This is a genomic window from Rhodobacteraceae bacterium S2214 (assembly GCA_025141675.1).
GTDB lineage: Bacteria > Pseudomonadota > Alphaproteobacteria > Rhodobacterales > Rhodobacteraceae > Yoonia.
This window is the reverse complement of record CP081161.1, coordinates 171,607-186,659: the sequence shown is the minus strand read 5'-3', so window position 1 is coordinate 186,659 and position 15,053 is coordinate 171,607. Positions and strand designations below refer to the sequence as shown.

Sequence of the window (15,053 nt, the reverse complement as noted above, 5' to 3'; positions counted from 1 at the left end):
CTTATGAAGAAGACACTGACTTGCCTTTTGATCAGCGCAGCGGTTCCTGCTGTCGCCCAAACTGCCGAAGTATTTGAATTGCCAGCGGGCTGCGATGCCTACCTGACAATCCAGACCGAAGCCTGTTCTGTCGACCATATCTTTACGTGTGAAGGTGACGCCGAAGGCCACCAGCGCCGGATCAGCATTGGCGAAAACGGCGTCACATACGCCGGTGAAATTGATGAAGAAACGCAGTGGGTTGAAAGTTTCCACGTCGGGTCCGGCCATGTTGAGCGGCTTGAAGCGGAACCGCGTGATCGCGCGTCTTTCTCGGAACTGGTTGAGATGGGCATCGATACTTACGACTTTATGACCGAATCCGAAGAAGTCGGGAAAACACGCTATGTGGGTCAGGATTCGTTGACGGGTGAACAGATCACCATCGACGGCGTTGTGCTTGATCAGACGCAATACAACATCACCGCATACGATGAAGCAGGTGATGTGAAATGGGCGTCTGAAGGGAATGAATATATTTCCCAGCGCTTCAACATGTTCCTTGCCGGATCCAGCAAAGTCACAACTGAAAACGGCACCTTTGATAACGACGACAATCCGGTTGAATTCATCTTCCCAGGTGAGCCCGGCTTTTTGTCAGCTAACCCAAAACACGGCTGCGGTGAGACTTTGTCGTCTGCCCCATCCCTGATCCAACGCTTGGAGTCCCTCAATGACAAACTATGATGAAAACTGGGTCGCCGCCGAAGAGGCAAAGCGCCAATGGATGAACGACAACGGCCTGTACCGTGAAGAAGAAGAACATTCTTCGTGTGGTGTTGGTCTTGTTGTGGCAATCGACGGTGAAGCGTCGCGTGGCGTTGTCCAAAAGGGCATCGATGCGCTGAAAGCGATCTGGCACCGTGGTGCTGTTGATGCGGACGGTAAAACCGGCGACGGCGCTGGTATCCACGTCCAGATTCCAGTGCAATTCTTCTACGATCAAGTACGCCGCACAGGTCACGAACCGGATCAGGACAAACTAATCGCGGTTGGTCAGGTGTTCCTGCCACGGACCGATTTTGGTGCCCAAGAACGCTGCCGGACCATCGTTGAGGCCGAAGTGCTGCGCATGGGCCACTATATTTACGGCTGGCGCCATGTGCCTGTGAACGTGAAATGTTTGGGCGATAAGGCCAACGCAACACGTCCGGAAATCGAACAAATCCTGATCCGCAATGAGAAGGATATCGACGAGGAACAGTTCGAACGCGAACTCTACATCATCCGTCGTCGTATCGAAAAAGCGGTGACAGGTGCAGGCGTTGCAGGCTTCTACTTCTGCTCATTGTCTTGCCGCTCGATCATCTACAAAGGCATGATGCTGGCCGAACAGGTTGCGGATTTCTATCCTGACCTGCTCGAGGATCGTTTTGAATCGGCGTTCGCGATCTACCACCAGCGTTATTCCACAAACACATTCCCACAGTGGTCATTGGCCCAGCCGTTCCGCATGTTGGCGCACAACGGTGAGATCAACACGCTGAAGGGCAACGTCAACTGGATGCGGTCCCACGAAATTCGCATGGCGTCCGGCGCATTTGGCGAAATGGCGGAAGACATTAAGCCGATCATCCCGTCAGGCACATCTGACTCAGCCGCGCTCGATTCCGTGTTTGAAGTTCTGGTGCGCGCAGGTCGCGACGCCCCTATGGCCAAGACAATGTTGGTGCCCGAAGCATGGGCGCATCAAGCCGTGGATATTCCGAAGGCTTGGCAGGACATGTACGGCTATTGCAACGCTGTGATGGAACCATGGGATGGTCCTGCGGCGCTCGCGATGACCGACGGTCGTTGGGTCTGTGGTGGTTTGGACCGGAACGGTTTGCGTCCACTGCGCTATGTCGTGACTGGCGACGGCCTTCTGATCGCGGGTTCCGAAGTGGGCATGGTCACCATCGACGAATCCACTGTCGTTGAAAAAGGCGCACTTGGTCCGGGGCAGATGATTGCCGTGGACATGAAAGAAGGCAAACTGTTCCACGACACCGAAATGAAAGACACGCTGGCCGCAGCGCAGCCATTTGGTGATTGGGTGAGCAAGGTTAACAACCTTTCACTGTCGATGCGCGACCTGCCAGAAACATCTGTTTTCGCGGGCGAAGAGCTGCGCAAACGTCAGGTGGCTGCTGGTTACTCCATCGAAGAGCTGGAAAATGTGTTGGCCCCGATGGCCGAAGACGGCAAGGAAATGATCGCGTCCATGGGTGACGACACACCGTCTGCAGTTTTGTCCAAGAAATACCGCCCGCTGTCCCATTTCTTCCGCCAGAACTTTTCTCAGGTGACAAACCCGCCAATCGATTCACTGCGCGAAAGCCGCGTGATGTCGTTGAAAACACGGTTTGGGAACCTCAAGAACGTTCTGTCCGAAGATAGCAGCCAAACCGAAATCGTCATGCTCGAAAGCCCGTTTGTGGCGAACGCAGAATTTGACAAGATGGTTGCGCATTTTGGGGACAACGTCGCGTTCATCGACTGTACGTTTGAAACAGGCCGCGACGCATTGCGCGCTGGGCTGCAACGCATTCGTGCCGAAGCAGAAGATGCCGTGCGTTCGGGTGCCGGTCACCTTGTTTTGACTGACCAACACCAGTCCGAAACACGCGTGCCAATGCCGATGATCCTTGCGACATCTGCTGTGCATTCCGGCCTGACCAAGAATGGTCTGCGGACATTCTGTTCGATCAACGTGCGCTCTGCTGAATGTATCGACCCGCATTACTTTGCGGTGCTGATCGGCTGTGGTGCGACAACTGTGAACGCTTATCTGGCACAGGATTCGATTGCTGATCGTATCGAACGTGGCTTGATCGAAGGCTCCTTGATTGATGCTGTGCGCCGTTATCGCGCAGCTGTGGACGCGGGTCTGCTCAAGATCATGTCGAAGATGGGTATTTCGGTACTGTCGTCTTACCGCGGTGGTCTGAATTTCGAAGCCGTCGGTCTGGGTCGCGCGATGTGCGCCGAATATTTCCCCGGCATGCAGTCACGGATTTCCGGTATCGGGACCATTGGTATCCAAGCCAAGGTCGAAGAAGTTCACGCAAAAGGTTGGAAAGCCGCCAACGACGTGTTGCCAATCGGTGGGTTCTACAAGTCCCGTCGGTCCGGCGAAAAACACGCCTGGGAAGCGCAGACAATGCACATGTTGCAGGCCGCTTGTAACAAAGCGTCTTATGCGATGTGGCAGCAGTTCTCGAAGTCCATGCAATCGAACCCGCCGATCCATTTGCGTGACTTGCTTGCGATCAAAACAATGGGCGATGCGATCCCGATTGAAGAAGTCGAAAGCATCACATCGATCCGCAAACGGTTCGTGACACCCGGTATGTCGCTGGGTGCTTTGTCGCCAGAGGCGCACAAGACCCTGAACGTTGCGATGAACCGGATTGGTGCGAAATCCGATTCTGGTGAAGGCGGCGAAGATCCGGCGCATTTCCATCCGGAACCAAACGGTGACAACCCGTCTGCGAAGATCAAACAGGTCGCATCTGGCCGGTTTGGTGTCACAGCGGAATATCTGAACCAATGTGAAGAGCTTGAAATCAAGGTCGCCCAAGGTGCAAAACCGGGTGAGGGTGGTCAGCTACCGGGGATGAAAGTCACCGATCTGATCGCGCGTCTGCGCCATTCGACCAAAGGCGTGACGCTGATTTCACCGCCGCCGCACCACGATATCTATTCGATCGAGGACCTTGCGCAGCTGATCTACGATCTCAAGCAGATCAACCCGCGCTGTAAGGTGACGGTGAAGCTCGTAGCGTCTTCCGGTGTTGGTACAATTGCGGCTGGTGTTGCAAAGGCGAAAGCCGACGTGATCCTGATTTCAGGTCACAACGGTGGTACTGGTGCGTCCCCTGCGACATCCATTAAATACGCGGGTCTGCCGTGGGAAATGGGTCTGACCGAAGCACACCAAGTGCTCGCAATGAACAACTTGCGTGAACGCGTGACATTGCGGACCGATGGTGGTCTGCGGACTGGTCGTGACATCGTCATGGCCGCGATGATGGGTGCCGAAGAATACGGCATCGGCACCGCAGCACTGATCGCGATGGGCTGCATTATGGTCCGTCAGTGTCAGTCCAACACTTGTCCGGTGGGCGTGTGTACACAGGATGAAGCACTGCGCGAAAAGTTCACAGGTAACGCCGATAAGGTCGTGAACCTGATCACATTCTACGCCACCGAAGTCCGCGAAATCCTCGCGTCTATTGGTGCACGTAGCCTTGATGAAGTGATCGGTCGTGCTGATCTTCTGACGCAGGTATCACGTGGCTCTGCTCACCTTGATGACCTTGATCTGAACCCGCTTCTGATCACTGTCGATGGCGCTGGCGAGATCAAATACGATCGCAACAAACCACGCAACGCGGTGACCGATACGCTTGATGCGCAAATCGTAAAGGATGCAGCACGCTTCCTGAACGACGGCGAAAAGATGCAGCTTGATTATGCGGTGCAAAATACGCTGCGGACCATCGGGACGCGTACATCCAGCCACATCGTCAAACAGTTCGGGATGCGCAACAACCTGCAACCTGACCATCTGACCGTGAAACTGCGCGGTTCTGCGGGCCAGTCGCTTGGTGCTTTTGGTGCGCCGGGTCTAAAGCTGGAAGTGTCCGGCGATGCCAACGACTACGTGGGCAAAGGTCTGTCCGGTGCGACCATCGTCGTACGTCCGCCAATGGCGTCGCCACTGGTGGCTGCAAATAACACGATCATCGGGAACACTGTGCTTTATGGTGCGACCGCGGGTTATCTGTTTGCAGCGGGCCGCGCGGGCGAACGTTTCGCTGTGCGAAACTCTGGCGCGAGTGTCGTGATCGAAGGCTGCGGGACCAACGGTTGTGAATACATGACCGGTGGTGTGTCCGTAATCCTTGGGTCAATCGGTGCGAACTTCGGTGCCGGTATGACAGGCGGGATGGCGTACATCTATGATCCTGAGGGTGCCGCAGGCGACCTTATCAACATGGAAACGCTGGTGACATGCCCGGTGACTGTTCCGGCTTGGGAAGATCAGCTTCTTGGGCTGATCAAACGCCACTTGGCTGAAACAGACAGTCGCAAAGCTGCTGAGATTTTGCAGAATTGGGATACTGAAAAAGCCAACTTCGTGCAGGTTTGCCCGAAAGAAATGCTGGTGCACCTCAAGCATCCGCTGGCCACTGAAGAACAGGCAATTCCAGCGGAATAAGATCAAGGGGACAGCCGCAGGGCTGTCCCCTTTGCTTTTCAAGTCGCGTTGCACGTGTGCAACATTGCTGTGTGCCCGCTTCACGTCACCTTTTAGACAAAATCGAATAATAGTCTGTCTATACATGAGTTAGTGTATTGGACTTTTGACGTGGCTGATTTCACTCTAACCGCCCAAAATGTGAACGGAGATCCGTTTACGGATGGCAGCAATATCAACATCGTCGCGAATTCGACGACCCAATTGATATTTCAGGACGTCGATAACCAACTTGGTGGGCCGAACGGCGGCGAAACAGTGTCGATCGATGGTGGCGTTACCTTTCTGACCTATACATTCTTGGGTTATGGCGATGTGCGGGCGGATTCATCCCAAGACGCTGCTTTTGTCAGGGTGAATTTGGCGGATGGCTCAACGCAAACATTCGCGGTTGATATGAACGCCGATGGTGACGGCCTACCAAACCTAAGCAATGGTAACACAAAGCTGGCGACGACCGATCTGGATACGGATCGCGTGTCCAATTTTCCTGTCCCGCCCTGTTTCGTGTCAGGGTCATTGATCAGGACGGACAAAGGTTACCGGAAAGTCGAAGACTTGGTCGCAGGTGATCTGGTTTGGACGCGTGACCACGGATATCAGCCTATCGTTTGGCACGGGCGGCGCAGCGTTTGGGGTGGCGGAGATTTCGCTCCGATCCGGTTCGCCCCGGGTGCATTAGGCAACGATACCGCACTGTTGGTGTCACCGCAGCACCGCATGCTCGTCACCGGTTGGATTCCGGAATTCTATTTCGGAGAGAAAGAAGTGCTTGTCGCCGCAAAGGATCTTGTCGATGGCGATCTGATCACATCCGAACCGGTTCAGACCGTGACGTACCATCACATTCTGTTTGCCCAGCACGAAGTTATTCAGGCTAACGGGACTTGGTCCGAAAGCTTTTATCCCGGAGACTACATTCTCGGGGCGATGCCGGGTGTTTCAGCAGAACTCTTTGCCCTGTTTCCCGAACTGAAGGATGACGGTGTGGATCACGGGCTTTGCATGGCCCGTCCGAACCTGTCAGGTCGTGAAGCAATTGTCCTACAATCCGAAGCAGTGTTTGCCGCTTGATCGGTGTGGCGACACGTGTGAACACATGCAACCACGCTTGACCAGATGCCCGTGCCTATGACTTAAGACGTTATGGCCAAATCAACCCGTAAAACCAAAGCAAAGCCGCGCAAGCCTGCGAAAAAGGCGATGCCGGGGACGTCGCTTATCCAAAGGATGCGGCGCTGGTTTTGGCGGGTCGTGCTTGGCGCTATCGCTGTCGTCGTAGGGCTGACAGTGCTTTACGCCATCGTGAACCCACCAACGACGCCCTATATGTTTCAAGAAGGCCGCCGCGTCGGGGGCGTGTCATATGACTTTGTTCCTCTCGAAAATATTGCGCCTGTGATGGCCCGCTCTGCGGTGGCGGCAGAGGACGCCAATTTTTGCCTGCACTGGGGGCTGGATGTGAAGGCGATCCGCGACCGGATTGAACGGGGCGGCACAGGTGGGGCATCCACGATTTCCCAACAGGTCGTCAAAAATGTCTACCTGTGGCATGGCCGATCTTGGGTGCGCAAAGCGACGGAAGCACTGTGGACACCTCTGACGGAACTGATCTGGACAAAGCACAGGGTGCTCGAACTGTACCTGAACGTCGCGGAATTTGATGAAGGCGTGTTCGGGGTGCAGGCCGCAGCGCGTCATTATTTTGGCGTGAATGCGTCCGACTTATCGGCGGTGCAAGCGGCACGACTTGCTGCGATCCTGCCGTCTCCAAAAACGCGATCTGCATCGAACCCGTCCAATGCGACCCGCAGGCGTGCGGCATCAATTCTGGACGGTGCAGCAACGATCCGTGTCGACGGGCGGGCCGCTTGTTTCAACGGCGAATAGAGACGCCCATTGAAACAGGACGCCGGTTGCGGCATTGAAGACAAGCACCACAAGAGGGACCCCAATGAATCGTTTGTACCATTACCCGCTGTCACCTTTTTCTCGCAAAGTGCGCCTGAGCCTTGCTGAGAAGAAAATTGAAGTGGAACTGGTCGAAGAACGGTACTGGGAACAGGACAGCGATTTCCTGCGGCGCAATCCTGCAGGCAAAGTGCCGATCTTGAAGCTGGGCAACCGGACGATGGCCGATAGTGCCGCGATCTGCGAATACTTGGAAGAAGCGCACCCGACGCCTGCTTTGCTGCCCAAAGGGGCCGAAGCACGTTACGAAGTCCGCCGTCTGGTCGCGTGGTTTGACGACAAGTTTTACAAAGAAGTGACGTCGATGCTGGTCGGCGAACGCGTGTTCCGCAAGGTGATGGGGACAGGATATCCCGACAGCGCGAACGTGAAATCGGGTGCAAAGGCGATCCGGTATCATCTGGATTACATGACGCATTTGCTGGACCAACGTCGGTGGTTGGCAGGCAATGAAATGTCTTTGGCGGACTTCGCAGCTGCAGCGCAATTGTCCTGTTTGGATTATATCTCTGACGTGGATTGGAACCGCTCGGAGATCGTCAAAGACTGGTATGCGAAGATCAAATCGCGCCCTGCTTTCCGGACATTGCTGGCCGATCAGGTGCCAGGTTTCCCACAACCGCGCCATTATGCGGACCTTGATTTTTAAACGCGGGGCGATTTTTCGCGAAAAATCGGTTGGGGGCCAGCCCCCAAACCCCCGAGATATTTAGGACCAAAAGAAATATGGGCCTGCGTGATGATCTTGTCGCTTTCGCCACAGACGCAGGTTTTGCGAAGGTTGGCATTTGTCGGCCTGACGCGGCACCTGAAACTGCGGATCGACTGGCTGCTTTCGTTGATGCCGACATGCATGGCCAAATGTCTTGGATGGCAGAACGGATGCATTGGCGGGGCAATGCCGCAGCCCTTTGGCCCGCTGCCAAATCGGTGATCATGCTCGCCGAGGTTTATACGCCTGATCATGATCCGTTGGCTGTTTTGGAACAACCGGATTGCGCGGCGATTTCCGTCTATGCCCAAGGCCGAGATTATCATGACGTTGTTAAAAAGCGTCTGAAGCGGGTTGGTCGCTGGTTGATCGAACAGGACCCGAACGCTGAAATAAAGGTATTTGTTGATACGGCTCCGGTTATGGAAAAACCGTTGGCACAGGCCGCCGGATTGGGCTGGCAGGGCAAGCATACCAATCTGTTGGGGCGTGATCTGGGGTCGTGGTTCTTTTTAGGCGCAATTTTCACGACGCTTGATTTTGAATCGGACGCGCCAGAGCAAAGCCATTGCGGCAATTGCACCGCGTGTCTGGATATCTGCCCGACTAATGCTTTTCCCGCGCCTTATCGACTGGATGCCCGACGGTGTATTTCGTATCTGACGATTGAACATAAGGGTCCTGTTGATCTCGAATTGCGGGCGTTGATCGGCAACCGGATTTACGGTTGCGACGATTGCTTGGCGGTTTGTCCGTGGAACAAGTTTGCCCAAGACGGGCGTGATGCGAAGTACGATCCGCGTGCCGACAACCTTGCCCCGTCTTTGGCTGTGCTTGCAGCACTTGATGATGCGGATTTTCGCGCACGGTTTTCGGGGTCTCCCATAAAACGAATTGGGCGGGATCGATTTGTGCGTAACGTTCTGTATGCAATCGGAAATTCCGGAAATCCAACGCTAGTTGATGCTGCAAAGCCACTGGTCAATGATCCCGATCCAGCCGTTGCTGATGCTGCCCGTTGGGCCATTGATTGCCTGACCACGGGAACTTGAATTGGCTTTGGGCAGTTGCACCTTACGCTGTGCATCAGCCCCAAGAAAAGGATTGCGACCATGCGCTTGAGCCTGTTGTTTTTTGTACTACCCACGCTGGCCATCGGTCAGGTCGAACAGGGCGCGCCCAATGCCGGTTTTGACCCTGCATTTCCCGAACAGACCCGCGCCCCTGCGTTGGAAACAACACCCGTTACGACGACGATTTTGGCGGATGGGTTGCAGCGCCCTTGGGGGATCGCCGCATTGCCTGATGGCGCATTTGTGGTGACCGAACGACCCGGCAGAATGCGATTGATCGATGCGGACGGTGTGTTGTCTGATCCGATAACCGGTCTGCCCGATGTCTGGGATCAAGGGCAGGGCGGTTTGCTGGATGTTGCCGCGTCCCCCAATTTTGCGACGGACCGTACGTTGTTCTGGACCTACGCAAAGCCGGTCGATGGTGGTGCTGTCACCGCCGCTGCGCGCGGCATACTTGGGGACAACAACGCGTTAACCGATGTCCGCGATATCTTTGTGCAGTCGAACCCGACATCGAAGGGGCAACATTTCGGCAGTCGTGTGATTCCGATGTCTGACGGCACCGTTTGGGTCACGACCGGCGATCGCGGCGCCGGTGATGATGGCACATTGGTGCAAGATATCACGACGACGCACGGCAAGGTCATTCGCGTCACAGACACAGGCGGCGTTCTGACGTCGAACCCTTTTGTGAACCAGCTTGGCGATGACGCAGTTTGGTCCTACGGGCACCGCAATATGCAGGGTGCAACGATTGGGCCGGATGGTGCGCTTTACACCATTGAACATGGTCCGCGCGGTGGGGATGAGTTGAATAAACCGGTGGCTGGCGGCAATTACGGCTGGCCGCTTGTATCCTACGGGATCAATTACCGTGGTAGCGACGTTGGTGAAGGGGTGGCGGTGCAAGACGGCACAGAACAGCCGGTTTATTACTGGGATCCGGTGATCGCGCCGGGTGGTATGTCGTTTTACGACGGTCCTTATTCGGATTGGCAGGATGATCTTCTGATCGGATCGCTGAACCCCGGTGCGCTTGTGCGTCTGAAGATGACAGACGGGTTGGTCACGGGGGAAGAACGGCTTTTGACCGACGTGGGCCGCGTCCGCGATGTAGAGGTCACTGCAGACGGCCGCGTCTTTGTACTGATCGACGACACGGACGGTGCGGTGCTTGAAGTTGTGGTTGGCGAATAATGCTGAAACTCCGTCTTGCCCGTATCGCCAGCGCGATTGAACGCCGCCTTGATCCGCTTATTCAGCGGCGACACGTGGCATCGGTGATTGCGCCTTATATCGGTTACGCGACGCCAGAACATCTTGTCGTGCGCGGGCGTGTGCTTGGCAACGCGCAGAAAACCGTAGCCCATGCCAATCAAAGCAAATGGCGGAATTTACGTCAGATGGTGGGCCTATTTCTGACCGATGAGGTCGCCGATGTGACGGTGACCTGCGGCGACTACACGGCGGTGACGGACGAGGAAGGGTATTTTACCATTCTCGTGCCACGCGACGATCAAACAGGTTGGACCGATCAGGTGATTTCGGCAGGCGGCGTGACCGCTGTATGCCCTGTGTTCGTCCCACACCCTGATGCGGATTTCGGCGTGATCTCGGATATTGATGATACAATGATGGAAACGGGCGCCTATTCGTTGTGGCGCAACTTGTGGACGTCTTTGACGGGTAATGCCTTGACGCGTAAGGTCTTTCCCGACGCGGTCACGTTGATGACGCAGTTGCACCAGAACGGGCGCAATCCTATCTTTTTCATCAGTTCGTCACCTTGGAATATGCACGGTTTCCTTGACCAGATTTTCGCACGCACAGGGCTGCCCAAAGCGCCAAAGTTCCTGCGCGATTACGGGATATCAGAAACGCAGTTCATCACAGGCACCCATGGGGATCATAAGGGAAGCGCGATTGATCGTGTCCTTGCCGCAAACCCTGATTTGGCGTTCTATCTGATCGGTGACACCGGCCAGCACGACGCGCATGTGTATCGCGACGCTGTTCAGCGACACCACGGTCGGATCAAACAAGTAATCTTGCGCGCGCCCGGCGATGGGGCTGATGCAGAAGACATGTCTTACGTTGATGCGATCCGCGCGATGGGCGTACCGGTGGACGTCGCGCCAGATTATATCGATACAATTGCGGCCTTGCACCCAGATGAACCACGCCTAGTGTGACCCCGAAAGGGGCCGCCAATGCAACCTGTTCATGGTATCGCGCTCAAGGTAATTTCTGTCTGTATGTTTGTCTGTATGGCCAGCCTGATCAAGGCGACGGCTGACAGTGTACCGCCCGGCCAAGCCGTCTTTTTCCGGTCGTTCTTTGCGCTGCCGATCATATTCGGCTGGCTCGCGATGCGTCATGAATTGCGGGACGGGTGGAAAACCAATAACCCCTTGGGCCATTTCTGGCGCGGATTGATCGGGACGGGCGCTATGGGGCTCGGGTTCACCGGTCTGGGCTTGCTGCCGCTGCCTGAAGTCACGGCGATTGGCTACGCAGCCCCCCTGCTGGTGGTTGTGTTTGCCGCGATGTTTCTGGACGAAAAGGTCGGGATATTCCGGTTGTCCACCGTCGCTTTGGGCATGGTCGGGGTTTTGATCGTGCTATCACCGCGCCTGTCAGCGGCGCTGGGGGTGTCCGAAACGCTGGGTGCATTGGTCGTCTTTATGGGGGCGGTTCTGGCCGCTCTCGCGCAGGTTTTTGTGCGTAAGCTGGTCGCGACCGAAGGCACGGCAGCCATCGTGTTCTGGTTCACGGTCACATCAAGCATCCTGTCGTTGTTTACGATTCCTTGGGGCTGGGCTTGGCCCGGCTGGTCAGCGGCGGCATTGTTGATTTGTTCAGGGCTATTCGGCGGGATCGGTCAGATTTTCCTAACATCAAGCTATCGCTACGCCGACGCGTCTTTGGTCGCGCCCTTTGACTATACATCCATGCTGCTAGCGCTCGGCATCGGGTATTTCATCTTTGACGAAGTTCCCACGGCGACAATGCTTCTGGGTGCCGCGATTGTTATCTCTGCGGGTGTTTTGATCATCTGGCGTGAACGGACGTTGGGCCTGCAAAGGGCACAAGCACGCAAAGCGATGGGATCAATTGGAGGGAAATAGGTGGTTGTTATCTAGACCGCGATCCTCGTTCCGTTACTAGATATAGTATACTTATCCACAGATCGTAGACTCGTACAACCAAGCCCTGTATATATGGGTACTGAGGGGATTCCCTCAGTACCCGACCGTATTACTACGGCGTAGCGCTTTGCGAGCACATATTGAGAATCTCATTTTTGTGTAGCTACGTCAAGTTGCGGTCTTATGTCTAATGCCCTTGGGCAAACCATAAGGAGTGGCAAAATGCCTACTTTTGCAATTACATACGACTTGATGCATGCAGGACAAAACTACGACGCGATTATCAAAAAAATTAAATCGTATGGTAGCTGGTGTCATCCACAACAATCGGTCTGGTTAGTTCGGTCGAACAAGTCTGCGCAACAAATCAGAGATGATTTACTGCATGTTATTGATAAGAATGACCGATTGTTTGTCGCGCGGCTTACCGGTGAAGCTGCTTGGTATGGCTTGCCTCTTGAAGTTTCGAATTGGATCAAAGAAGCTGCATAAATTTGTCTGACGGCTAGAGTTTGTAAATCTAGCCGTCAGACATTAGCGTCTAGCTGCGGACCAACTTTTCATAATCCGATGCGATCTCTTGCGCCATGGCGCCAACTTCAAAGTTGTAGTCGCCGATTTGACCAACTGGGGTCACCTCAGCGGCTGTGCCTGTCAGCCAGCATTGTTCGAACCCTTCCAGTTCTGCTGGTTTGATGGTGCGTTCAACAACTGTGATGCCTTTGTCGCGCAGCATGCCGATAACAGTCTGACGGGTTATGCCGTTCAGGAATGCGGATGCGTCCGGCGTGTGCACTTCGCCATCTTTCACGAAGAAGATGTTCGCGCCCGTGGCTTCTGCAACGTCGCCTTTGTAGTCAAACATCATCGCGTCAGAACAACCTTTGGCCTCTGCGGCGTGTTTGGACATGGTGGCGATCATGTACAGACCGGCAGCTTTGGCTTGGGACGGCGCTGTTTCCGGCGACGGACGCTTCCATTTTGCAATATCGAGCTTGGCACCTTTGGTTTTCGCATCACCGTAGTAATTGCCCCATTCCCAAACGGCCACGGCAAGATGGACAGGGTTGGCGGCGGCAGCGACACCCATATCGGTGCCGGACCCGCGCCATGCGACTGGACGTACATATGCGTCTTTCAAACCGTTGGCATCAAGGGCAGCCTGCTTGGCTGCTTCGATTTCATCCACTGTGTAAGGAATATCAAAATCGATGAGCTGGCCGGACTTGATCAGGCGTTCAGAATGTTCACGTGATTTGAAGATCTTGCCAGAATAACAACGCTCACCTTCAAAGACAGACGACGCATAATGCATTGCGTGGGTCAGAATGTGGACGTTGGCGTCACGCCATTCCACAAGCTTTCCGTCGAACCAGATTTTGCCGTCGCGATCGTCATATGCAGCTGCCATTGCGGCCTCCCGATTTGCATTTGTTGCGCGAATATGTCCGAAATGGACTTAATGTTGCGCAATTTCTCAAAATCGCTAACAGTTGATTCTTGGAATGTCAACAAAGCTGACGTATTCTGAATGAGCGAGGTGGAGGAAGCCATGACACAAAGCGGTCAGTCGACGACGGGTCAAAGCCTGCTGTTTCTAACGGATGAACAGCTGCGCAAAGGAACCGAGGCAATGTTCTTTGCCTATCGCGGATTTACCGCTGATCCGGATCGTATCCTATCCGAACGAGGCTATGGTCGTGCCCATCATCGTGCCGTACATTTCATTCATCGCAGCCCGGGAACGACTGTCAATAATCTGCTTGCGATCCTTGGCGTTACAAAACAATCGCTTAATCGTGTGTTGCGTACATTGGTCGAAGACGGTTTGGTGCTCAACACAGTTGGGACAAAAGATAAGCGGGAACGTCATTTGTATTTGACGGAAACGGGTACGGCGTTGGAACGTGCCTTATCTGACGCCCAGCGGGACCGGATGCGCGCGGCTTATCGTGCGGCTGGACCTGCGGCTGTTGCGGGGTTCCGGCAAGTGCTGGAAGCCATGATGGACGAAGAAATGCGTCGTCACTACGACGCACTGAAGGACAAAGCGGAATGAATGCAGACGACGCCCACCTGCTGATTGTTGATGACGACGAACGTATTCGGGGTCTTTTGCAGAAATTTCTAATGCGCAGCGGCTTTTTGGTCAGCAGCGCCAAAGATGCAGCTCACGCACGGCGTATCCTCAGCGGGCTCGAATTCGATCTCATCGTGCTGGACGTCATGATGCCGGGTGAAGACGGTCTGTCGCTTTGCCGCGATCTGCGAACGCAGATGACGACACCGATTTTGTTGCTGACCGCTAAGGGCGAAACGGACGATCGGATTACAGGGTTGGAAGCGGGGGCCGATGATTATCTGGCCAAACCGTTTGAACCCAAAGAACTGCTGCTGCGGATCAACGCAATCCTGCGCCGTGTGCCTGCGGCAGAACCCGTGGTGGCAACCCCGAAGGTGCTGAACCTGGGTCCGGTGCGGTATGACATTGAACGTGGCGAGATGTGGCGCGGCGAAGAACTGGTGCGACTGACATCCACGGAAAGCCAGCTGATGCGGATTTTCTCGGGCGTGCCAAGCGAACCTGTGACGCGGGCGAAGCTTGTGGAAGAGTTAAGCCGTTCTGGCGGGCAAACCCAAGAACGTGCGGTTGATGTTCAGATCACACGGCTGCGCCGCAAGATCGAAGAAGACCCGAAGCAACCCCGCTACCTGCAGACTGTGCGTGGTGCCGGATACATGTTGGCCCCTGACCAATCCTAATCTACCAAGCTTGATTCCATTGTGCGGCTGCGCCGCAAGTGATTAGTTCAGTTGTGACTGCATCACCGTTGTTGTCCGCAAGGTGTTGTAGGCACATG

The 15,053-nt window shown here is 54.9% G+C and carries 13 protein-coding genes; 12 read left to right on the top strand and 1 reads right to left on the bottom strand.

What is annotated here, in order from left to right; genetic code table 11:
• Positions 1–3 precede the first annotated feature (3 nt).
• From K3729_00890 to K3729_00845, 10 genes are all read left to right on the top strand, one after another.
• A complete protein-coding gene (locus K3729_00890; GenBank protein UWQ99389.1) occupies positions 4–726 on the top strand; it encodes a hypothetical protein in 723 nt (240 codons plus the stop codon).
• Positions 713–5,245, top strand: a complete 4,533-nt coding sequence (gene gltB, locus K3729_00885; GenBank protein ID UWQ99388.1) for a glutamate synthase large subunit — start codon at positions 713–715, stop codon at positions 5,243–5,245. The genes K3729_00890 and gltB overlap by 14 nt, the downstream gene beginning before the upstream one ends.
• Positions 5,246–5,395: 150 nt before the next feature.
• Positions 5,396–6,358, top strand: coding sequence for a Hint domain-containing protein (locus K3729_00880; GenBank protein UWQ99387.1), 963 nt, complete (start codon positions 5,396–5,398; stop codon positions 6,356–6,358).
• A gap of 72 nt (positions 6,359–6,430) precedes the next feature.
• Positions 6,431–7,174 (top strand): monofunctional biosynthetic peptidoglycan transglycosylase, encoded by a 744-nt coding sequence (gene mtgA, locus K3729_00875; protein ID UWQ99386.1) that lies wholly within the window; start codon positions 6,431–6,433, stop codon positions 7,172–7,174.
• Between the two features lie 64 nt (positions 7,175–7,238).
• Complete coding sequence (locus K3729_00870; GenBank protein ID UWQ99385.1) at positions 7,239–7,904, top strand: glutathione S-transferase family protein; 666 nt, start codon at positions 7,239–7,241, stop codon at positions 7,902–7,904.
• A gap of 77 nt (positions 7,905–7,981) precedes the next feature.
• Positions 7,982–9,019, top strand: coding sequence for a tRNA epoxyqueuosine(34) reductase QueG (queG, locus tag K3729_00865; protein ID UWQ99384.1), 1,038 nt, complete (start codon positions 7,982–7,984; stop codon positions 9,017–9,019).
• Between the two features lie 60 nt (positions 9,020–9,079).
• On the top strand, positions 9,080–10,240 hold the full coding sequence (locus K3729_00860) for a PQQ-dependent sugar dehydrogenase (protein ID UWQ99383.1): 1,161 nt from the start codon (positions 9,080–9,082) through the stop codon (positions 10,238–10,240).
• Positions 10,240–11,235, top strand: coding sequence for a DUF2183 domain-containing protein (locus tag K3729_00855; GenBank protein ID UWQ99382.1), 996 nt, complete (start codon positions 10,240–10,242; stop codon positions 11,233–11,235). The genes K3729_00860 and K3729_00855 overlap by 1 nt, the downstream gene beginning before the upstream one ends.
• A gap of 18 nt (positions 11,236–11,253) precedes the next feature.
• The gene (locus K3729_00850) at positions 11,254–12,171 is read left to right on the top strand and encodes a DMT family transporter (GenBank protein ID UWQ99381.1); all 918 of its coding nucleotides are present in this window, start codon (positions 11,254–11,256) and stop codon (positions 12,169–12,171) included.
• 243 nt (positions 12,172–12,414) lie between these two features.
• On the top strand, positions 12,415–12,684 hold the full coding sequence (locus K3729_00845) for a hypothetical protein (protein UWQ99380.1): 270 nt from the start codon (positions 12,415–12,417) through the stop codon (positions 12,682–12,684).
• Between the two features lie 49 nt (positions 12,685–12,733).
• On the opposite strand, the gene K3729_00840 is transcribed toward K3729_00845, so the two are convergent.
• The gene (locus K3729_00840; GenBank protein ID UWQ99379.1) at positions 12,734–13,603 is read right to left on the bottom strand and encodes a branched-chain amino acid aminotransferase; all 870 of its coding nucleotides are present in this window, start codon (positions 13,601–13,603) and stop codon (positions 12,734–12,736) included.
• Between the two features lie 141 nt (positions 13,604–13,744).
• Here K3729_00840 and K3729_00835 point away from each other — a divergent pair, with 141 nt between their 5' ends.
• Together K3729_00835 and K3729_00830 are read left to right on the top strand one after the other, a co-directional pair.
• A complete protein-coding gene (locus K3729_00835) occupies positions 13,745–14,251 on the top strand; it encodes a MarR family transcriptional regulator (GenBank protein UWQ99378.1) in 507 nt (168 codons plus the stop codon).
• Complete coding sequence (locus tag K3729_00830) at positions 14,248–14,955, top strand: response regulator (GenBank protein ID UWQ99377.1); 708 nt, start codon at positions 14,248–14,250, stop codon at positions 14,953–14,955. The genes K3729_00835 and K3729_00830 overlap by 4 nt, the downstream gene beginning before the upstream one ends.
• Positions 14,956–15,053 lie beyond the last annotated feature (98 nt).